A 19,208-nucleotide genomic window follows, 5' to 3' on the forward strand; every position below is an offset into this window, starting at 1 on the left:
ACCCGAGCCCGACTCGCGTGTCCCGGGCCCGTCGGACCCGGCCGACCGCCGCGACGCCCTAGCCTGGGGGCCCGACCGGCCCCACGTCGCCCCGGCGACACCGGGCCCCGGTCCCGGTTCTCCCGACGGTACGGAGCGCGATCGTGTCCCTTCCCCACCCGAGCGACGCGGGCCGACGCGTGCGCCTCGGTGTCATCGTCCCCGCCTGGAACGAGGCCCGGCTGATCGGCAGCCTGCTCGACGCGCTCCGGACGCAGGACGACACCGACTTCACCGTCGTCGTCTGCGACAACGGCTCGACCGACGGCACGGGGCAGATCGTCGCCGACCACGTCCGCCGGTACGGGCTCCCCTGGCACGTCGTCGTCGAGCACCAGAAGGGCACCGGCGCCGCTGCCGACACGGCCGCCCGCGCCGCGATCGCCGCCGGCTGCACGCACCTCGCGCGGACCGACGCCGACTGCCTGCCGGCCGCGGACTGGACGGCCACCGTGAAGCGCCTGTTCACCGAGACGGACGACCAGTTCGTCGGCGGGCTCACGCTGCCGCGGCGGGACGACATCGCCGTCGGGCCGGTCCGCTACCGGTTCCTCTGCGCCGTCAACGAGTTCGCGATCTGGTGCGGCCGGTTCCTGCCGGAGAACCGGGGCCCGCAGTACCGGGGGCCGTACGTGATGGTGGCGGGGAACAACCTCGCCATCGCGTCCGAGCTGTACGAGCGGGTCGGCGGGTTCCCGCGGAAGGCGATCGAGGACACCCACGAGGACCGCGACCTGACGAACGCCGTCCGCCGGGTCACCGACCGGTACGGGCTGCACCGCTCGATGGTCGTGTCGATGTCGGTCCGCCGCATCCAGGTGTGGGGTCTCGTCCGGTCGCTCGCCTGGTACGCCGGCCACCGGTACCGGCCGGGAGCCGGCAGCGCCGTGGACGTGCGGCCGTGACGGCCGTCGACGCCCGGGCCGCGCGCCGGGCCACCCGCGAGGACCGCCGCGTCGTCCTGCACGCGCACCGGGCCGGCTACCTGGCGCTGCGCGGCATCACGCGCCTGGGCCGGGTGGTGCGGGTGCCGGGGGTCGGGGTCGTCGTGAGCGACGCCGCACGCATGCGCCAGATCCTGCTCGACCCCACCACGTACTCGAAGGTCGGGCCGGGAGGCTCGGACCAGCTCTGGACGCCGATCATCGGTCCGCGCGGCCTGCTCAACATGGACGGGGAGGAGCACGCGCACCTGCGGCGGAAGCTCACCCCGCTGTTCTCCCAGCGGTTCCTCCGCAGCATCGTGGACGAGGTCCTGACGCCGGAGATGGCCCGCTTCGAGGCCGCCCTGGCCCGGCACGAGGACGTCGACGTCGTGGCGGTCATCGAACGGGCCGCGGCGCGCATCATCTGTCGACTGACCGGCTACCCGGAGGCCGACGCCGCCGCGCAGCTCGCCCGGGCGCGGGAGATCCTGGGCTTCGTGACGCTGACGACGAAGCAGTTCTCGGACGCGCAGCTCGCGGTCGTGCACGACAAGCTCGCCGTCCTGAACGAGAGCACCCGCGCGGCCTACCGGAGTGCCGCCCCCGGCACGGTCCCTGCGCTCATGCGAGCCGAGGGGATCACCGAGGACGACACCGTCTCGGTCGTCACGGCGATGATCGTCGCGGGGACGGAGACCATCGTCAGCTTCGCCCCGCGCTTCACGAACCTGGTGGTCGAGTCCGGGCACCTCGCACACCTGGCCCAGCACCCCGAGGACGTCCCGACCGCCGTCGCCGAGGCGATGCGCGTGACCGTCCCGTCCCCCGTGATGATCCGGAGCGTCCTCCGCGACCACCGTGTCGACGGCGTCCGGGTCCGTGCCGGCGAGCGGATGGTCCTGGCGAACATCTTCGCGTGCGCCCGGGCCGGCGACTTCGACCCGTTCCGCCCCGTGCCGAAGGAGATGCGGCAGCTCTGGTTCGGTGCCGGTGCGCACTTCTGCATCGGGATGCCGCTGGCGACCCTCGAGGCCGAGGTCTTCGCCGCCGCCCTCGCCCGGGCCGCGGCAGCCGGACCGATCCGCGTCGTCACCCGCGTCCGGAAGCAGCGCACGATGGCGGCCTCGTACCGTCGGCTCGTCATCCGCTCCGAGGCGGCCGCCCGGTGACGACCGTCGCGGTGACCGGGGGGAGCGGGTTCATCGGCGGGCACGTCATCGCGGCCCTGCGACGGGACGGCCACCGGGTCGTCGACGTCGGCCGTCGTCCGGGCCGGGGTGGTGCCGACGAGCACGTGCACGTCGACCTCGCCGCCGGGCGTGCGGGGGTGCCACGGCTCGGGGACGTCCCGCTCGTGCACTGCGCCGCCGAGGTGCGCGACGGCTTCGAGCGGGGCGTGCTCGAGCGGAACCTCCGGATCATGGACGCCGCGCTCGGCCTCACGACCGGGCGGCTCGTGCACGTCAGCTCGTCGTCGGTCTACGACCTCGCGCGTCCCTCGGTCGATGCACGACCCGCCGAGGCGACCGGACGGTACCGCTGGTTCGGCACCTACGGCGAGGCGAAGTACGCGAACGAGCGGCAGCTCGTGGAGGCGCGGCGCGAGTCCGCCGTCATCCTCCGGCCCCACGCCGTGTACGGCCCCGGCGACGGCACGCTGCTCCCGCGGGTGCTGCACGCCTCCCGTCGCGGGGTCCTGCCCCTCCCGCTCCGCGGGCGGGCACCGCACGCGCTCACCTGGGTCGACAACCTCGCCGGCGCCGTGCTCGCCGCGCTCCGGACGGACACCGCCGGCACGCACGCGCTGAACGTCACGGACGGTGACCCGGTGCCGATCGGAGACGCGTTCCGCGCGGTGGTCGGCCGACCGTTGCGGGTCCTGCACGTGCCGATGCGGACGGCGCGCCACGTCGCCGTGGTCACCCGTGGGCGGTTCGGGATCTCGCCGTACTCGGTGCGGCAGCTCGGCCTCGAGCGGACCTACGACCTCACCGCCACGACCGAGCTGCTCGGCTGGGTCCCCGAGCCGGGGACGGTCGATCGGCTCGCGACCCTGCACCCGCCGACCCCCGAGGCCTGAGCCCGGGCCCGGGCCCGGCCCGGTCCGGAGGTCCGGAGGCCCGGCCCAGAGGCTCCGGACGACTAGAGCGTCGGGACGACCACCGCGCGACCGGACAGCTCGCCGGCCTCGAGCTTCCGGTAGGCCTCGAGCGCGTCGCCGAGGGCGTACCGCTCGACGTCCGGCACGATCTGCCCGGCGCGGTACATCGCCACGACGTCGTGCAGGTCCTCGATGGTGCCCCAGTAGGTGTTCGTGATCGTCGACTCGTACGGCGTCGCGAAGAAGTTCCACTCGGTGGTGCCGCCGGCGATGCCGACGACCGTGAACCGTCCGCCGACGGCCATCGACCCCTGCGCCAGGCGGATGGTCGGGGTCGCGCCGACGAAGTCGAACGCCGCGTCGACGCCCTTCCCGCCGGTGATCTCGCGGATGCGCGCCGCCTGGTCCGGGCCGCCCGGGACGGTGACCGCACCACGTTCGGCAGCGCGGGCCATGGCGTCCTCCTTCATGTCCGTCGCGATGACGGTCGCGCCGGTCAGGGCGGTGAGGATCTGCACGGCGATCTGCCCGAGGCCGCCGAGGCCGACGACGAGGGCGTACTTGCCGCCGCCGGCCAGGTTCGGCAGAGAGTTCTTGACCGCGTGGTACGGCGTGAGGGCCGCGTCGCTGAGGGGCGCGGCCGCGATCGGGTCGGCGTCGCCGAGGGGGACGAGGTTGCGTGCGGGGACGGTCACGTACTCCGCCATCCCGCCGTCGCGCCCGAGACCGATGCCCATGTACGGGTTCGTGGCCGCGTTCTCGCAGTAGGTGTCCTGGCCCTTGGAGCAGTACCGGCAGTGGCCGCACCCGACGGGACCGTAGACGAGGTGGGCATCGCCCTCGGCGAACCCGGTCACGCCGTCGCCGACGGACTCGACCCAGCCGGAGTTCTCGTGGCCGAGCACGAAACCGGGGCGCTGGGCACCGGGCTGCCCCTCCTGGAACTCGCGGTACACGGCGACGTCGGAGTGGCACGCACCCGCACCGGCGACCTTGAGGAGCACCTCCCCGGGCCCGGGTGTGGGCTTCTCGACCTCGGTAAGGGAGGGGAACGTCTGGTACTGCTCGAACACGACTGCACGCATGCCATCAAAACTACACCTGTCGTCCATCTCGGACCAGGCCCCGGGCGACGGGTGGACCGGCGGCACGGTCAGGCCGCCGCACCCTGCGTACTCGCCGGGAACGGGTTGCGAGAACGAGCGTTCTCCGGTTGACTCGACCCAGGGCCAGCGAGGCCCGCACCCCCATGACGAAAGGAGCGGTCATGCCCACGCGCACCGCACGCACCGCCTGGAACGGCGGCCTCAACGACGGCTCCGGCCAGGTCGAACTGTCCAGCTCGAAGGTCGGCACCTACGACGTGTCCTTCCCGAAGCGCGCCGCCGACGAGGCCGGTGGCACCACCAGCCCCGAGGAGCTCATCGCCGCAGCGCACTCCGCCTGCTACGCCATGCAGTTCTCCGCCGTGCTCGGCGAGGCCGGCGGCACCGTCGAGGCGCTCGACGTCAAGGCCGACGTCTCCCTCGGCCCGGACTCGGCCGGCGGCTTCAAGCTCACCGGCATCGTCCTCACCGTCCACGGCGAGGTCTCCGGCATCGACGAGGCGGCCTTCCTCGAGGCGGCCGACGTGGCCAAGGCGACCTGCCCGGTCAGCAAGGCCCTCACCGGCGTCGAGATCACGCTGAACGCGACGCTCGAGCAGTAGGCGCTCGCGCACCACGACGCGCAGCAGCTGACGGGAGGCCCCCCACCGGACCGGTGGGGGGCCTCCCGTCCGTCTCCCGGTCGCGGCATGCAGAATGGTCCGATGGCCGACCAGCACCTCCCCGGCCCGCGGCCGGGCCGTCCGCCCCGACCGCGCCCGAAGGCGCGGAGCGTCGCCCAGCACGACATGCGGGACATCCGGGCCCGCCTCCGCGGCACGATCTACGAGCACGTGACGCCGGACACCCGGTCGCTGCGTGAGCAGTACTCGGCCCGGCAGATCGTCGACTTCTGCCTCGACCTGGCCGAGGTGATGCTCGCCTCCGGTGCCGACACCCGGAGCGTCGAGACCGCCGTGATCGCGGTCGCCACGAAGTGGAACCTGGCACCGCTCGACCTCGACTTCTCCGGCAGTGCCGTGACGATCCAGTACTCCCCCACCGAGGGTCCGCCGCTCGTCAAGGTCCGCAGCACCCGGTCCGACGGCGCCGACCTGGCCCGGCTGGCCTGGGCGAACCAGATCGTCGACGACGTCATCCACGACGACCGCGACATGACCAGCGCCGTGAGCGCCCTCGTGGCCGTGCTCCGGATGCCGCCACGGTGGCCGACGTGGCTCGCGGACGTCGGGCTGTCGATCCTCGGCACCTCGATCGCGGTGCAGGCCGGCGGCGGGTGGCGGGCCGGCCTCGGCGCGTTCGTCCTCATGCTCGGGATCATCGTCTCCGGCCGGTGGCTGACCGGTCGGGGCTACCCGCAGTTCTTCGTCTCCGGGGCGCAGGGTGCCGTCGCCTCGGTGATCGGCACGCTCGCCATCTGGGCGGGCGTGCTCACCCCGACCGGGGCCGCGACGATGGTGGCCGCGCTCGTGGTGCTCCTGCTCCCGCACGTGCAGCTCGTCACGTGGGCGCAGGACGCGATCTCCGGGTTCCGCGCCATGGCGGTCGCCCGGGCCTTCACGATCGGCATGCTCATCGCCGCCATCGTGGTCGGGGTGCCGGCCGGCATCGCGGTGACGCACTGGCTCCGGCTCGAGGTCGATCCGTCCGGCATCGTCACGCAGACCCTGCCGCTCTGGGCGTCCCTGTCGCTGACCGTGGTCTCGGCGGGGGCGAACTGCTTCGTGCAGCAGGCGAGCGCCCGGGTGATCCCGTACGCGGTCGTGCTCTCCGTGGTGGCCGGGGCGGCGCTCTGGCAGCTCAAGGCGTTCGGGCTCCCGCTGCTCGGCGCGACCTTCGTGGCCTCGGTGCTGCTCGGTGTCCTGTCCACCTACGCGGCGGTGCGGGTGCGCACGGCCGTGGCGGCGATCGCGGTCCCGGCGTTCTGCGGGGCCCTGCTGCCCGGTGTCGCGGTGTCGAACGCGCTGCTCAACGTCATGAGCGGGAAGTCGAGCTCGGTGCTGGACTTCGGGTCGGCGGTGACCGTGGCGCTGGCGATCGGCGCCGGCCTGGTGCTCGGCGGGTTGTTCGCGACGCCGGGTGCCCGCCGCGCCCTGCGCCGTGGTCGTCGCATCGAGGTGCACTCGGTCCACAACGACACGACCGCGCTCCCGGTCATCCGCGACTCCGGCTACGACCCGGGCAACGGCTCCGTCCCGCGCTGGTGACCGCGGCACCCGGCCGCGGGGCCCGGACGCGGGTGCCCAGCCGCCGCGGATGCCCAGCCGCCGCGGGTGCCGTCGCGCGGCTGCCCGGACGCAGGACTCGCGCCGAGCGACACGACGCGGCCGGCTGGCTGCGTGTCCTGTCGCCCGGCGCGAGTCCGGTGGAGGCCCGTGCCTCAGTTCGCGTCGGTGACGGCGCTGGAGACGGCGGTCGGGGCGTCGTACTCGCCCTCCGGGATCGCCCGGAGCGCCTCGAGCACGTCGTCGGGCGCGTTCTCGCCCTCGGCGGTCGACACGATGTCGTCCTTCGAGGCCGGGTAGTCGATGCCGCTCAGGTACTTCTGGATCTGGATGGGGTTCGGTGCTGCCACGATCGTTCCTTCCGTTGGACCTCCCGGCGTACCCGGTCGGCCCTCGGCACCGGCCCAGCGGGTGCGGTCCGTGGCCAGCACCCGGTCGAGAGGCGCAGCACGCCCGCCCTCCGCACGAGCGCGCGGGAGCCCGTCGGGCCTGCGGTCAGAGCGACCAGCTGTCGTCGTCCGACCAGGACACGTCCGACCACGTCGACAGCCGGCGCTGGGCGGCGGCCTCGTACCGTTCCATCCAGCCGCGCTCGAGCCGCGCGACCGCCCGGTCGAAGGCCGCGACGAGGTCGAGGTCCGTGCGCAGGAGCGCCTGCAGCTGGAGCCCCTCGTACAGGGCGATGAGCTGCTCGGCCCCACGGCGCGGGTCCATCGTGTGCGGTGCGCGACCGACCGCGACGTCGTGCTCGAGGCCGCGCTTCACCTGCGCGAAGAAGAGCTGGTAGCGGGACCGGAGGTACGCCGACATCGGGTGGTCGGGGTTGCCGGCGACGCTGAGCAGCGCCACGAGCAGGCGCATGAGGGCCGGGTCCTCGGCGTTCGACGAGACGATCGCGCGGAGGAGCTCGACCGTGCTGCCGTCGCCGACCTCACGCGCGACCTCGTCCATCCTCGCGCCGTTCCAGCGGTCGACGGCGGCCAGGACGAGACCGTCCCACGACGGGAAGTGCTGGTGCAGCTCGTCGGTCGAGATGTCGAGCCGCTCGGCGACGTGCTCGACGCGGGCCTCGTGGAAGGGGACGTCACGGAGCAGGTCGACGGTCGCCCCCACGATCCTGATCCGCAGGTGCAGGGTTGCCGCGGCGGCGGCTGCCGCCATCGTGTCGGCGCTGGTGTCCTCGAGCATCGTGCCCTCCGTGTCCGGGACGAGCGGTCGTCATGGGACCGACACGTCCGGGGGTGCGGACGTCCTGTCCGCAGGATGATCCTCCCGCACATCGCGGGGGACGAGCATCCCCGGTACGGGGGTCGGCAACATGGGGGACAGCGATCCGGTGCGTCCGGCGGCTCGGACGGGCGTGTCCCCGGCCGCGTGTGTGACGATGCCGGGATGTCCCCGAACGACCAGACCGCCCAGGGCCTCGCGACCATGGCGTCCGCGGGCTTCGAGTTCGGCAGCACCCCGGAGCAGGTCGCACACGACGTCCTGGCGATGTGGGAGCACCTCGGCCGTCCCGAGGGCGCATTCGAGGCCGCGGCCGCCGCGATCGCCGTCCTGCCGCAACGCCCCGAGGTGCCCGTCGACCTGCAGGCCCGACGCCGGGAGTTCGAGCAGGCCGTCGGCATCAACCCGGTCGAGGTCGAGCTCGCCGCCGCCCTCGCCGCCCGCGAGCTCCTCGAGTCCGTGGCCCGCACCTGCGGCACGCGCTGACCGCGGACGCGGTCGGGCCGCGCCCCGCACACGACGGGAGGCCCGTGGCTGCGCAGCCACGGGCCTCCCGTCGTGTGCGGCGTCGCCGCGGGACCGACTACGGCGTCGGCATGCCGCCGTCGACGTGCAGCGTCTCGCCCACGACGTAGGACGACTCGCCGCTGGCGAGGAACACGAACGCCGGCGCGAGCTCGGCGGGCTGGCCCCAGCGACCGAGGTAGGTCTGCTCACCCGCGGACGGCAGGGCGTCGGACGGCTGGCCACCGGCCGGCTGCAGCGGGGTCCAGATCGGGCCCGGTGCGACGGCGTTGACGCGGATGCCCTTCGGCGCGAGCTGCGCGGCGAGGCCCTTCGCCAGGTTGTTCACGGTCGCCTTGGTGGCGGCGTAGTGCACCAGGTGCGGGGACGGCGCGTACGCCTGGATCGACGTCGTGTTGATGATCGTCGAACCCGGCTTCAGGTGCGGCACGGCGGCCTTCGTGATGCGGAACGTCGCGTAGGCGTTCGTCTTGAAGGTCTCGTCGAACTCCTCGTCGGAGATCTTCGTGATGTCGTCGACGTTCTGCTGCTTGCCGGCGTTGTTCACGAGGATGTCGAGCCCACCGAGCTGCTCCACCGCGTCGGCGACGAGCTGCTCGCAGAACGCCAGGTCCTTGATGTCACCGGGGAGCGCGACGGCCTTGCGACCGGCGGCCTCGATGAGGGCGACGATGCGGTCGGCGTCCTCCTGCTCCTCCGGGAGGTAGCCGATGGCGACGTCCGCGCCTTCACGGGCGTAGGCGATCGCGACGGCGGCGCCGATGCCGGAGTCGCCACCGGTGATGAGCGCCTTGCGGCCCGCGAGGCGACCGGAGCCGCGGTAGGTGTCCTCGCCGTGGTCGGCGGGCACGTTCTCCGCCATCTCGGCGTCGGTGCCGGCACCCTCGAGGTACTGCTCGTCCGGCTTCTTGTCGGCGTAGAGCTTCGTCGGGTCCTGCATGGTGTACTGGTCGATCTGCTGGTCCGTCATGGCGCCGACGCTACGCACCGAGGCACCCTGTCCCGTTCAGGAGGCCGTCCCCCGCCGCGCAGTCCGGCTGTCCCCCGCCACATGGCCGGGTCGGGGCGCGCGCGGCTGCGTCGGCGCGCGCGGCCGGATCGGTGCGCGCGCGTGGCCGTGCCGGTGCGCGCGCGTCAGGTGGGCGCGCGGTCAGGTCGGTGCGCACGTGGCCGGGTCGGCGCGGACCCGCGTCGCGGTCAGGCGGGGCGGTAGACCGAGATCGGCGGGGCGTCGTCGCCCTGGTCCTCGGCATCCCCGGTGCGCACCCAGGTCCGACCGTCGTGCTCGATCGTGTCCGGCAGGTCGCCGTGCACGATCATCCGCACGGGAGGCTGGTCCCCGTCGACGAGGTCGACGCCGTGCGCCGCGTTGTCACCCGTGCTGTCCACCACGTACTCCGCCATGCAGCCGACCGTACCCGCGGCCCGGTGCGCGTCCGCCCGGTGGGTGTCCGCTCGTGCGCGTCCGCCCGGTGGGTGTCCGCTCGTGCACGTCCGCCCGGTGGGTGTCCGCTCGTGCGTGTCCGCCCGGTGGGTGTCCGCTCGGTGGTCGTCCGGCCGGTCCGCGTGCGCCCGGTGCTCCCCCGCAGGACGCCGGGCGTCGGCCAGCCGGAGGAGTCCGGTCGGTCCCCCGCGGCACCGTGTCGGCCCGCGCAGGAATGTCACGGTCCGGTGACGGTGCGGCTCCGTTTCGGTAACACCCGTCGTCCAGCCGGGCGGTGGCGGCTACGGTCGAGCGAGTGAACCCCAGGACCGTGACGGCGATCGGCGCCGTGGTGCTCGCCCTCGTGGCCGGCAGCACGTCGTTCGACCGACTGCCGGGGCAGGACGCGGACCGTGCCGCCGCGGCCGAGGCGCGTGCGACCTCCACCCGGACCGCCACGCCGAGCCCCGCGCCGACCTGGCGCCCCGTCTCGGCCGCGGCTCTGCGCACCGTCGACGCCGTCGAGCTCGGCGCCGAGACGCTCACCCTCCGCGCCGAGGACCGCACCGTCTCCGTCGTGTCGATGCGCGACGGCAAGCACACCGTCGGCCTGCTGAACCGTCTGCTCGGCACCCCCGCCCGGACCCGGACGGCCGCCGGCGACGCCGGACGCTGCGTCCCGGCGAGCACGACCTCGACCTGGGGCGGCGCGCTCCGGGTGGCCGCACTGGCCGAACCCGCCCCCGCCGGCAACCGCGTCGAGATCCGGGTGCTGCGCGACCACGTGCGGTCCCGGCTCGGTGAGGTGATCGACCTCACCGGTCCCGACGGCGTGCAGGTCGGCGACGACGTCCGACCGCAGCTCCGGGACTCCCGACGCAGCGAGCGGGAGTCGCTCGGCTCCGACGACGCCGAGGCATGGCAGCTGCTGCTCGAGCCCGGCTGGCGGTCGGACCGCAAGGGTGCCGGGCGCAACGGCGTCTCGGTGCTGACCGACGACACCACGGTCACGGTCATCGGCTCCCCGATGCCGGTCCGCGCGACGTCGCGGCGCTGCTGACCGCCCGGTCACGCACCCGACGGACCTGCACCGGCACCCGAAGCCGGCGGTGCGGGCCCGACCACCCGCAGCCGCACCCGCACCCGCACCCGCGCGGAGTACGTCCTCCTGACGGGAGCGGCGAACCGCACGGGCGGCGCAGCGCGGGCACCCCGACGGGCACCCGCGGCCGCCGGCTCAGACGCGGATGGTGGCGACCACCGGGAAGTGGTCGCTCGCGAACCAGGTCTCCGGCCCGTCGTGGTCGATCAGCACGCGGTCGACCCCGGCCACCCCGCGGGTGAGCACCCAGTCGATGCGCTCCCCGCTCGGCACCGGCGGCTGCCACTCGTTGAAGGACGCCGTCCGGTCGTCGGGGTCACCGGCCACCGTCCAGGCGTCGGCGTACCCGGCCTCGGCGAACACCCGCGAGGCCTCGCCGGACCCGGCGGGCTCGTTGCAGTCACCGGCGAAGACCACCGGGCCGTCCACGACGGACAGGCGCTGCACGATGAGGGCGGCGCTGCGTCCGCGGACCTCGTCGCCGTGCGGGCCCTGCTCGTGGTCCAGGTGCGTCGTGAGCAGCGTGAACGAGGGCCCTTCGGCGTCGAGGAAGGCGACGTGGTTCGCGATCCGCGGGTACAGGCTGTCCCAGGTGTTCGAGACCGGCTCGTCCGGGGTGTCCGACAGCCAGAACGACCCGGAGTCGGCCGGCCGGAAGCGGTCGCGGCGGTAGAACACGGCGGCGTGCTCCCCCGCGGTGCCGCCCTCGCGACCCTGCCCGATGTCGGCGTGGTCGGGCAGCCCGGCGCGGAGGTCGTCCATCTGGTGGTCGAACGCCTCCTGCACGCAGACGATGTCCGGGTCGTGGCGGCGGATGACGTCGAGGACGACCGGGCACCGAGCGGGCCAGTCGTGCGCCGGGTCGGGGTTCTTGATGTTGTAGGTCATGAGGGTGATCGGGCGCGAGGTGCTGGTCACCCGTCGAACCTACCCGGGCGGACCCCGGCGTCACCCACGCTGCCGGCACCGGTGCGCGCCAGGGTCCTCCGGAGTGCCGTCACCCCGTCGCGCGCCCGGGTCTTCGCCGTGCCGGTCGGGACGCCCAGCGCCCGCCCGAGCTCGGGTCCGGACAGGTCCGCGAGGTAGCGGAGGACGACCGCCTGCCGCTGCCGGTCCGGGAGCGGCACGAGCGCCCGGCGCAGGGCGACCCGGTCGAGGACGGCCTCCGCCCGGTCCACCGAACCGTGGTCGACGGGCTCGTGGTCGCGCATCCCGATCCGACGGTCCCGATCCCGGTCCGCCTGGGCCTTGCGCACCCGGTCGATCGCGCGCCGGGTGGCGATCGTGCGGATCCAGGTGACCGGCGGGTGTGCCGGGTCGTACCGGTGCGCCCGACGCCAGACCTCGAGCATGACGTCCTGCGCGACGTCCTCGGCCAGCCACGGATCGCCCGTCACCCGTCCGGCGACCTGGAGCACGAACGGGCGGAACCGCTCGTCGAGGCGTCGGAACGCCGTCCGGTCCCCCGCGGCCACGCGGAGGAGCAGGTCGCGTTCCTCGTCTCGTCGTCGGAGCAGCTCGTCGTCCACGTCCCAGAATGTGACATGCCAGCCTGGACGCGAGCGGCGAGCGTCAGTTGATGCAGACGCCTTCCTGGCCGTACTCGTGGACGGCGGTCGACGACGGCTCGGGCTCGGACGGCTTCGCCGGCTCGGGCGCCGCGGCCTCCTGCGACGGCTGCGCCTCGGCGGGCTGCGACGCCCCGGCGTCCGGCTGCGCCGGCGGCGTCGGCGTCTTCCCGTCCGTGCCGAGGACCAGGGTGACCCCCTGGACCGCGGTGCTCTGGACCGGCACCGCGCCGGGCACGACGGACGCGAGGGCCTTGGCCTGCGCCTCCATGCCGGCCGGGTACTGCACCATCGTCGCGGCCGTGGTCGGGGAGGAGCCGGGCGCCGCCACCTGGAACCCGCGGGCCGTCAGGACCTCGCTCGCCGCCGCGGCGGCACCGGTCGCACCGCTGCCGTTCGTGACCGTCACGGTGACGGACGCCGGGTCCGCGGCCTTCGCCTTCGTGTACGCCGGCGGCTCGCCGACCAGGCCCTGCACGAACGCGGGCATGCCGGCGGTGTCCACCTCGACGATGGAGAGCGCCGAGCCGTTCGGGTAGATGGTCGGGGTGCCGAGGATCGGGATCGTGGCCGACTTGATGTTCGACGGGCGCAGGTTGCTCATCTGCCCGGCGAGCGACAGCAGGTCGAGGCCCTGGTCGGTCTCGACGGAGCTGCCGATGGCGTCGATGATCCGCGTCGTCTTCAGCGGGTTGAGCAGGGTGCCGGCGGACAGGATCTTGCGGGCCTCCTGCGACAGGAAGTACTGCTGCCGGACCTGGCGGTCGAGGTCGCCGTTCGGCAGGCCGTGGCGCTGCCGGACGAACGCGAGCGCCTGCGACGGGGTGAGCTCGGAGACCCCGGCGGGCAGGTCGACCCCGGAGTACGAGTCCTTGGCCGGCTGGTTGAGGCAGACGTTCACCGGGCCAAGCTCCTTGACGATCTCGTAGAACCCGAGCAGCGAGACGCGGACGTAGTGGTCGATCGTCAGCCCACTGAGGCCCTGGATCGTCGCGATGAGCTTCTTCGCGCCGCCGGTGTCTCCGCCGCCGTCCATGGTGCCGTACGAGAAGGCGCTGTTCAGCTTGCCCTTGCCCACGCCGGGGATGTCGACGTACGAGTCACGGGGGAAGGAGATCATCGTCGCGCTGCGGCCGTCGGCGGCGATGTGCAGCACGATCATCGTGTCCGTGTTCGTGGCCCCGCCGTCGGACTGGGTGTTCAGCTCCGCCATCTGCTCCTGCGTGGCGCCGTCCGGCCGGTGGTCGTCACCGACGAGCAGGATGTTCATCGCGCGGCCGTCGACGTCGTCCTTCGCGGGCGGGGCGCTGCCGATCGCGTCGACCTTGGTCACGCTGCCAGCCAGACGGTTGTACGCGTACACCCCGTACCCGCCGCTCAGCAGCACGGCCATGGTGAGGACCCCGGCCACCGCGGGGAACACGGCCCCCCAGTGGCGCTTTCGGCGCCCGTGGCGGGGCGGCACGGCGCGGTCGGTACGGCGCGGCCTGGTCTCCTCCGGTGCGTTCGTCACGGGGAGAACCATAACCGTGGGGCGCGCAGATGACATGGATACCTGCTGGGCGACCTGTACGCACCGTCCCGCGGCCCCGCCGGGAGGCCCGTCCCGCGGCCGCCCCGCCACCCCGGTCCGTCCATGGTCGGCCCCGTAGGGTCGGAGGGTGCTCCTGACCGTCTTCGCCGTCTGCTGCGCCGTGGTCGCCGCGGCCCTGGTCGCGAACGGGGTCCGCGCCCTGCGGCGGGGAGCGCGGAGCCTCACGAGCCTGCTCGCGCTCGTCGCCGGGATCGCGGTCCTGGCGCTCGACGTCCTCGTCGTCGTGCTCGCGGTGGTGGGCACCCCGGTCAGTTCGGCACTGCTCGTGCTCGTCCTGGCGGTCGCCGGCTACGGCGCGGTCGCCTTCCTGGTGTTCCTCGGGGCGGCGCTCGTCCACGGGCACGTCCGGGTCACCGAGGAGGCCGAGGCGCTCGTGGTCCTCGGCTGCGGACTGGTGCACGGGCAGGTCTCGCCGATGCTGCGCTCCCGCCTCGACCGCACGATCGCGGTCTTCCACCACTCGGCCGCCGCCGGACGCACGCCCGTGGTGGTGGCGTCGGGCGGCCAGGGCGAGGACGAGGACCGCACCGAGGCCGACGCGATGGCCGAGTACCTCGTCGACCACGGTGTCCCGTCGGGGCTCGTGCACCGCGAGGCACGGTCCCGGAACACCCGCGAGAACCTCCGCTTCTCGGGCGAGCTGCTCCGCGACGCCGCGGTCGACGGCCGGACGCTCGTCGTGACGAACGACTACCACGTGCTGCGGACGGCGATCACGGCGCGGCGGACGGGCCTCGACGCCCACGTGCTCGGGGCGCCGACGTCCCGGCAGGCGATCCCGAGCGCCTTCCTGCGCGAGTTCGCCGCCGTGCTCGTCATGCACGGCTGGTGGCACCTCGGGGCCGTCGCGGCGGTCGTCGTGCTCTGGGCCGTCGCGCTCGGCACCGGGCTGCTGCCGGCCTGAGCACGCCCGCCGTCAGCTGCGCGCGGGCAGCAGGTGTGCGGCCTCCATGGCGAGCTCGGCGGCGATCGGGTCCGCTGCGGCGACGGCGTCGCGGAGTTCCCGGATGCGGGGCGCGACGACCTCGGTCGGCACGACCTCGGCGATCTCGGGCACCCGGAGCTTGAACGCCAGGCCGTCCGTGGTCGAGCGGCACAGTCGTGCGAGCGCCGCGTTGCCGCAGGCCTCGACCCACATCGAGTAGATGTCGGCTCCGTCGCGGGCGACCGCGGCCTGCTGGCCGTCGTCGAGCCGGGCGAGCACGTCGTCGAGCGTCCGCACGACCGCCCGGCGCTCGGCGTCGGTGAAGCGCGGGACCGCGAGCCGGACGACACCCCCGTAGATCACGCCGAGGGTCTGGTAGGCGTCGAGCAGTTCGGCGGCTGAGGGCGCGGCGACCTTGGTGTACCGGTTCGGCGCCATCTCGACGAGTCCGGCGCGGGCGAGCTCGGCCAGCGCCTCACGGATGGGCGTGCGGGAGACCCCGAGCCAGGCGATGAGGTCGTCGTCGTTCAGGCGTTCCCCGGGCTCGAGCGTGCCGTCCATGATCGCGTTCCGGATCTTGTCCTGCACGGTGTCGCGGAGCAGCGTGCGCTCGGCTGCGGGCTGGGTCGAGGGGACTGGCATGCGGTCAGCGTGTCACATGTCACGGGGTCGGCGCGAGAGGCGCGACGGCCACCACGCCCGTCGGTCCAGGTCGAGCACGAGGGCCGGGACGAGCAGGGAGCGGACGACGACGGTGTCGAGCAGCACGCCGAACGCGACGACGAAGGCGATCTGCACGAGGAACAGGATCGGGATGACCCCGAGGGCGGCGAAGGTCGCGGCGAGCACGACCCCGGCCGAGGTGATCACGCCCCCGGTCGCGCCGAGCCCGCGGAGCACGCCCTCGCGCGGGCCGTGTCGGAGGGTCTCCTCCCGTACCCGGGTCATGAGGAAGATGTTGTAGTCGACGCCGAGCGCCACGAGGAACACGAACGAGTACAGCGGCACGGCGGGGTCCGCCCCGGGGAAGCCGAGCACGTGGTCGAACACGAGCGCTCCCACCCCGAGTGCGGCCGCGAAGGACACGATGACGCTGCCGATGAGCACGAGGGGTGCCACCACGCTCCGGAGCAGCAGCACGAGGATGAGCAGGATCACGCCGAGCACGACCGGGATGATCAGGGTGCGGTCGCGGATGCCGGTGTCGTCCGTGTCGATCGCCGTGGCCGTGACGCCGCCGACGAGCGCGCCCGGGTCGACCCGTTCGACGGTGGAGCGGAGCTCGCGGACGGTGCGCTCGGCGGCCGCCGAGTCGGCCGGGTCGGCGAGCGTCGCCTCGAGCAGGACCTGACCGCGGGACACCGTCGGGTCGGCGACGGGCGCACCGCCCCGGGGACCGTCGCCGACCGGGACCGTGCCGGCCGGTGCCTCCTCCGCCGCCGCGACCACGGCCTCCACCCCGTCGACGCCGGCGACGGCGTCCGCCAGCTCGTCGGTGCGGTCCGCGTCGCCGAGCACGAGCGCCGGGCTGCCCGAGCCGCCGGGGAAGTGGTCCGCCAGGACCGCCTGCCCGTCCCGCGCCTGGGACTGCCCGACGACCAGGTCGCTCTGCGGGACGCCGTCGGCCCGGAGCCCGAGGAGCCCGGTGCCCATGACGAGCAGCGCGAGCGTGCTGACGACCCAGACCGTCCGCGGGCGTCGACCGACCAGCCGTCCGACGCGGGCCCAGGCGCCGCGAGCCTCGGGCCCGGTGAGCACCGGGTGGGCGCTGCCGTGCACCGGGCGGAGGGGCCAGTAGGCGGCCCGGCGGAAGCAGAGGAGCAGCGCGGGCAGGAGGGTCAGCGCGGCGAGGACGCTGGCGGCGATGCCGATGGCCGCGACCGGGCCGAGCGCCTTGTTCGAGTCGAGGTCCGACAGCAGCAGGCAGAGCACCCCGACGACGACCGTGCCGCCCGAGGCGACGATCGGCTCGAGGCTCCCCCGTAGCGCGGCCTTCGTGGCGTCCCAGCCCGTGCGGTGGTCGCGGAGGGCCTCGCGGTAGCGGGACGTGTAGAGGAGCGCGTAGTCCGTGGCGGCGCCGATGACCAGGATCGACAGGATGCCCTGCACCTGCCCGTTCACGGTGACCACGCCCGCGTCCGCGAGGGCCCAGACCACGAGGATCGACGCCGTGAGCGCGGACACCGCCGTGGTGAGCACCAGGAGGGGCAGCAGTGGCGAGCGGTACACGACCACGAGGATCACGAGCACCGCGACGAGCGCGACCCCGAGCAGCAGGCCGTCGATGCCCGCGAACGCCGCGGTCAGGTCGGCCGTGAAGCCCGCCGGGCCGGTGACGTACGCGCGGAGCCCGTCCGGCAGGGCATCCGCGACGACGGCCCGGACGGCCTCGACCGCGTCCCCGGTGTCGGCGGAGGCGGTCAGCGTCGCGACGATCTCCAGCGCGTCGCCGTCCTCGCTCGGGATCACGGGGCTGACCGCGTCGACGTCCTGCCGGTCCGCGAGCCGGTCGACGATGCCCGCGGCGGCGGTCGTGTCGGCGTCGTCGAGTCCGCCGTCGCGCTCGAGGACGACGACGGCGGGCACCCCGGTCGCGTCGCGGAAGTCGCGGCTGCGCTCCTGCACGGCGGTCGCATCGGCCGACGCCGGCAGGAACGCGGTCGGGTCGTTCGTCGAGACCTCGGCGATGCGGCCGGAGAAGGGACCGCCGATCGCGGCGACGGTCAACCAGACGAGGACCACGAGGGCGGGGAGCACGATGCGCAGGGAGCGGGGCACGACGGCGAGCGTACACCGATCGTCAGCATGCTGAACACTTCGTCGCGCGGGGCGTCGGGGCCCCCACCGTAGACTCGGGGCATGGAGGACGAGCCCGCGCAGTGGCCGATCGGGCGCCTGCTCGCCGCGGCCGCCCGGGCCGTCGAACGCGAGTGGGACGAACGGCTCCGCGCGGTCGGACTGCAGCACGCAGCGCTCATCGCCCTCGACATCGCCCTGCGCAACGGGCCGACCGGTGCCGACGTCATCGCCCGGACCGCCCGCGTGCAACCGCAGACGATGTCGCGCACCCTCGAGCGGCTCGAGCGCGACGGCATGATCGAGCGCGGCCCGCACCCCGACGACGGACGACGTCGGGTGGTCACGGTCACCGAGCACGGTCGGACGATGTGGGACACCGCGAAGCACATCGAGCGCGACCTGCTGCCGGACGACCCGGAGCTCCGCCGCCACCTGACGGCCGTCCTCGTCGCCGCCCGCGCCCCGCGTCGACGATCGTGACGCTTGCGACTGATATGTGAGATGTGAGACGCTGGACGGGTCGGCGCCAGGGCCGACCCGTCTCCAGGGAGTCCCATGTCCGGCCGTCGCGTCGCCGTCCGCCCCCTCCGCCGTCGACGCCCGCTGCTGGCGGCACTCGTCGCCACGGGCGGCGCACTGACGGCGGTCGCCACCGTGCTCGCCGTCGTCGCGAGCGTCTTCGTCGGCGGGCTGGCCCAGCGCTACGACGCCGGACGCTCCGTGCTCCACGACCCGTTCCCCACCGGTGACCGGCCGTCCGACAGCAGCGGTGCCCTCGACGTCCTGCTCATCGGCTCGGACTCGCGGGCACGGCTCGACCCCGGCGACGACCGGGCGACCGGGGGCCGGTCGGACACGCTGATGGTGGCGCACGTCTCGGGCGACCGACGGCACGTCTCGCTCGTGTCGATCCTCCGCGACTCGTGGGTCGACGTCCCGGGCCACGGCACCGCGAAGATCAACGCCGCGTACTCCTGGGGCGGCGTCCCCCTCACGGTGCGGACGGTCGAACAGCTGCTCGGCGTCCGGATCGACCACGTCGCCGAGATCGACCTCGCGGACTTCGCCGGCATGACCGACGCCCTCGGTGGGGTCACCGTGCAGTCACCCTCGGCCTTCGACACGGGCGGCCACCACTTCGTCGCCGGGGCGAACGAGCTCGACGGGGCCGCGGTGCTCGCCTTCGTCCGCGAGCGGCACTCCTTCGCCGACGCCGACCACACCCGCGTCCGGAACCAGCAGGCGTTCGTGCGCGGACTCGTCGACCGGCTGACGTCGCGGGACACGCTGACGGATCCCGGCGCCGTGCAGCGGTTCGTGTCATCGACGAGCGAGTACCTGACGGTCGACCCGGGACTGACGTCCTCGACGCTGGCGGGGCTCGGGTGGTCCCTCCGCGGCCTCCGCCCGGGGGACCTCGACACGTTCACGCTCCCGACCGCGGGCGGTGGGACGAGCCCGGACGGGCAGAGCTACGTCCGGGTCGACGAGGCCCAGCTGGCCGAGCTGGCGATCGCCCTCCGCTCTGACGACGTCTCGGGGTGGCGCGCCACGCACCCGGGCGCCTGACCCGACGAGTGCGGTGCGCACGACGAGTCCGACCCGACGAGTCCGGCCCGCACGAGTCCGACCCGCACGAGTCCGGCCC

At 74.0% G+C, this 19,208-nt stretch carries 20 protein-coding genes; 10 read left to right on the plus strand and 10 right to left on the minus strand.

Annotated elements, in window-relative coordinates:
* Positions 1 to 143 precede the first annotated feature (143 nt).
* From KM842_RS12005 to KM842_RS12015, 3 genes are read left to right on the plus strand one after another with little or no spacing between them, the layout of a single operon-like run.
* A complete protein-coding gene (locus KM842_RS12005) occupies positions 144 to 944 on the plus strand; it encodes a glycosyltransferase family 2 protein (protein WP_216258654.1) in 801 nt (266 codons plus the stop codon).
* Complete coding sequence (locus tag KM842_RS12010; RefSeq protein ID WP_216258655.1) at positions 941 to 2,134, plus strand: cytochrome P450; 1,194 nt, start codon at positions 941 to 943, stop codon at positions 2,132 to 2,134. Before KM842_RS12005 ends, KM842_RS12010 begins: the two co-directional genes overlap by 4 nt.
* On the plus strand, positions 2,131 to 3,045 hold the full coding sequence (locus KM842_RS12015; protein ID WP_216258657.1) for an NAD-dependent epimerase/dehydratase family protein: 915 nt from the start codon (positions 2,131 to 2,133) through the stop codon (positions 3,043 to 3,045). The genes KM842_RS12010 and KM842_RS12015 overlap by 4 nt, the downstream gene beginning before the upstream one ends.
* 62 nt (positions 3,046 to 3,107) lie before the next feature.
* Here KM842_RS12015 and KM842_RS12020 read toward each other — a convergent pair whose 3' ends face one another.
* A complete protein-coding gene (locus tag KM842_RS12020; protein WP_216258659.1) occupies positions 3,108 to 4,151 on the minus strand; it encodes an NAD(P)-dependent alcohol dehydrogenase in 1,044 nt (347 codons plus the stop codon).
* Between the two features lie 182 nt (positions 4,152 to 4,333).
* On the opposite strand from KM842_RS12020, the gene KM842_RS12025 reads away from it, so the two are divergent.
* Complete coding sequence (locus KM842_RS12025; RefSeq protein WP_216258661.1) at positions 4,334 to 4,774, plus strand: OsmC family peroxiredoxin; 441 nt, start codon at positions 4,334 to 4,336, stop codon at positions 4,772 to 4,774.
* A gap of 102 nt (positions 4,775 to 4,876) precedes the next feature.
* Positions 4,877 to 6,379: a threonine/serine exporter family protein gene (locus KM842_RS12030; RefSeq protein ID WP_216258663.1), complete on the plus strand. Its 1,503-nt coding sequence runs from the start codon at positions 4,877 to 4,879 to the stop codon at positions 6,377 to 6,379.
* 173 nt (positions 6,380 to 6,552) lie between these two features.
* Here the strand turns inward: KM842_RS12030 and KM842_RS12035 are convergent, their stop codons facing one another.
* Positions 6,553 to 6,747: a DUF2795 domain-containing protein gene (locus tag KM842_RS12035; protein WP_216258664.1), complete on the minus strand. Its 195-nt coding sequence runs from the start codon at positions 6,745 to 6,747 to the stop codon at positions 6,553 to 6,555.
* Between the two features lie 145 nt (positions 6,748 to 6,892).
* Positions 6,893 to 7,585 carry a TetR/AcrR family transcriptional regulator gene (locus tag KM842_RS12040; protein ID WP_216258666.1) on the minus strand — a complete coding sequence of 231 codons (693 nt, stop codon included), beginning with the start codon at positions 7,583 to 7,585 and terminating at the stop codon, positions 6,893 to 6,895.
* A 204-nt stretch (positions 7,586 to 7,789) separates the two neighbouring features.
* Here KM842_RS12040 and KM842_RS12045 point away from each other — a divergent pair, with 204 nt between their 5' ends.
* Positions 7,790 to 8,110 carry a hypothetical protein gene (locus KM842_RS12045; RefSeq protein ID WP_216258668.1) on the plus strand — a complete coding sequence of 107 codons (321 nt, stop codon included), beginning with the start codon at positions 7,790 to 7,792 and terminating at the stop codon, positions 8,108 to 8,110.
* Positions 8,111 to 8,207: 97 nt separating this feature from the next.
* On the opposite strand, the gene KM842_RS12050 is transcribed toward KM842_RS12045, so the two are convergent.
* Positions 8,208 to 9,119 (minus strand): SDR family oxidoreductase, encoded by a 912-nt coding sequence (locus tag KM842_RS12050; RefSeq protein ID WP_216258670.1) that lies wholly within the window; start codon positions 9,117 to 9,119, stop codon positions 8,208 to 8,210.
* 227 nt (positions 9,120 to 9,346) lie between these two features.
* Complete coding sequence (locus tag KM842_RS12055; RefSeq protein WP_216258672.1) at positions 9,347 to 9,553, minus strand: hypothetical protein; 207 nt, start codon at positions 9,551 to 9,553, stop codon at positions 9,347 to 9,349.
* Positions 9,554 to 9,888: 335 nt separating this feature from the next.
* On the opposite strand from KM842_RS12055, the gene KM842_RS12060 reads away from it, so the two are divergent.
* The gene (locus KM842_RS12060) at positions 9,889 to 10,632 is read left to right on the plus strand and encodes a hypothetical protein (protein WP_216258675.1); all 744 of its coding nucleotides are present in this window, start codon (positions 9,889 to 9,891) and stop codon (positions 10,630 to 10,632) included.
* A 177-nt stretch (positions 10,633 to 10,809) separates the two neighbouring features.
* Here KM842_RS12060 and KM842_RS12065 read toward each other — a convergent pair whose 3' ends face one another.
* Genes KM842_RS12065 through KM842_RS12075 form a run of 3 tightly spaced genes read right to left on the minus strand, consistent with a single transcriptional unit; the run spans position 10,810 to position 13,755 of the window.
* Positions 10,810 to 11,592, minus strand: a complete 783-nt coding sequence (locus KM842_RS12065; RefSeq protein ID WP_216258677.1) for an endonuclease/exonuclease/phosphatase family protein — start codon at positions 11,590 to 11,592, stop codon at positions 10,810 to 10,812.
* Positions 11,589 to 12,203 (minus strand): sigma-70 family RNA polymerase sigma factor, encoded by a 615-nt coding sequence (locus KM842_RS12070; protein WP_216258679.1) that lies wholly within the window; start codon positions 12,201 to 12,203, stop codon positions 11,589 to 11,591. The genes KM842_RS12065 and KM842_RS12070 overlap by 4 nt, the downstream gene beginning before the upstream one ends.
* Positions 12,204 to 12,246: 43 nt before the next feature.
* The gene (locus KM842_RS12075; RefSeq protein ID WP_253206117.1) at positions 12,247 to 13,755 is read right to left on the minus strand and encodes an LCP family protein; all 1,509 of its coding nucleotides are present in this window, start codon (positions 13,753 to 13,755) and stop codon (positions 12,247 to 12,249) included.
* Positions 13,756 to 13,903: 148 nt separating this feature from the next.
* Here KM842_RS12075 and KM842_RS12080 point away from each other — a divergent pair, with 148 nt between their 5' ends.
* On the plus strand, positions 13,904 to 14,740 hold the full coding sequence (locus KM842_RS12080) for a YdcF family protein (RefSeq protein WP_216258681.1): 837 nt from the start codon (positions 13,904 to 13,906) through the stop codon (positions 14,738 to 14,740).
* 12 nt (positions 14,741 to 14,752) lie between these two features.
* Here KM842_RS12080 and KM842_RS12085 read toward each other — a convergent pair whose 3' ends face one another.
* Both KM842_RS12085 and KM842_RS12090 read right to left on the minus strand, forming a co-directional pair.
* Entirely contained in the window at positions 14,753 to 15,403 is a 651-nt protein-coding gene (locus tag KM842_RS12085) for a GntR family transcriptional regulator (RefSeq protein ID WP_216258683.1), read from the minus strand.
* A 12-nt stretch (positions 15,404 to 15,415) separates the two neighbouring features.
* Positions 15,416 to 17,539, minus strand: a complete 2,124-nt coding sequence (locus KM842_RS12090) for an MMPL family transporter (RefSeq protein WP_216258685.1) — start codon at positions 17,537 to 17,539, stop codon at positions 15,416 to 15,418.
* An 81-nt stretch (positions 17,540 to 17,620) separates the two neighbouring features.
* Between KM842_RS12090 and KM842_RS12095 the strand changes: the two genes are divergently transcribed.
* Both KM842_RS12095 and KM842_RS12100 read left to right on the plus strand, forming a co-directional pair.
* Complete coding sequence (locus KM842_RS12095; protein WP_216258687.1) at positions 17,621 to 18,040, plus strand: MarR family winged helix-turn-helix transcriptional regulator; 420 nt, start codon at positions 17,621 to 17,623, stop codon at positions 18,038 to 18,040.
* A gap of 75 nt (positions 18,041 to 18,115) precedes the next feature.
* On the plus strand, positions 18,116 to 19,129 hold the full coding sequence (locus KM842_RS12100) for an LCP family protein (RefSeq protein ID WP_216258690.1): 1,014 nt from the start codon (positions 18,116 to 18,118) through the stop codon (positions 19,127 to 19,129).
* The last annotated feature ends 79 nt before the right edge of the window (positions 19,130 to 19,208 follow it).

Origin of the sequence: Curtobacterium sp. L6-1 (assembly GCF_018885305.1) — a bacterium.
Classification (GTDB): Bacteria; Actinomycetota; Actinomycetes; order Actinomycetales; family Microbacteriaceae; genus Curtobacterium; species Curtobacterium aetherium.

What these genes read in the sequence shown, in the direction of transcription:
- KM842_RS12030 (WP_216258663.1), top strand. Translation starts at nt 4,877, where the DNA reads ATGGCCGACCAGCACCTCCCCGGCCCGCGGCCGGGCCGTCCGCCCCGA.
- KM842_RS12095 (WP_216258687.1), top strand. Translation starts at nt 17,621, where the DNA reads ATGGAGGACGAGCCCGCGCAGTGGCCGATCGGGCGCCTGCTCGCCGCG.
- KM842_RS12040 (WP_216258666.1), bottom strand. Translation starts at nt 7,585, where the DNA reads ATGCTCGAGGACACCAGCGCCGACACGATGGCGGCAGCCGCCGCCGCG.
- KM842_RS12100 (WP_216258690.1), top strand. Translation starts at nt 18,116, where the DNA reads ATGTCCGGCCGTCGCGTCGCCGTCCGCCCCCTCCGCCGTCGACGCCCG.
- KM842_RS12085 (WP_216258683.1), bottom strand. Translation starts at nt 15,403, where the DNA reads ATGCCAGTCCCCTCGACCCAGCCCGCAGCCGAGCGCACGCTGCTCCGC.
- KM842_RS12050 (WP_216258670.1), bottom strand. Translation starts at nt 9,119, where the DNA reads ATGACGGACCAGCAGATCGACCAGTACACCATGCAGGACCCGACGAAG.
- KM842_RS12055 (WP_216258672.1), bottom strand. Translation starts at nt 9,553, where the DNA reads ATGGCGGAGTACGTGGTGGACAGCACGGGTGACAACGCGGCGCACGGC.
- KM842_RS12045 (WP_216258668.1), top strand. Translation starts at nt 7,790, where the DNA reads ATGTCCCCGAACGACCAGACCGCCCAGGGCCTCGCGACCATGGCGTCC.
- KM842_RS12020 (WP_216258659.1), bottom strand. Translation starts at nt 4,151, where the DNA reads ATGCGTGCAGTCGTGTTCGAGCAGTACCAGACGTTCCCCTCCCTTACC.
- KM842_RS12025 (WP_216258661.1), top strand. Translation starts at nt 4,334, where the DNA reads ATGCCCACGCGCACCGCACGCACCGCCTGGAACGGCGGCCTCAACGAC.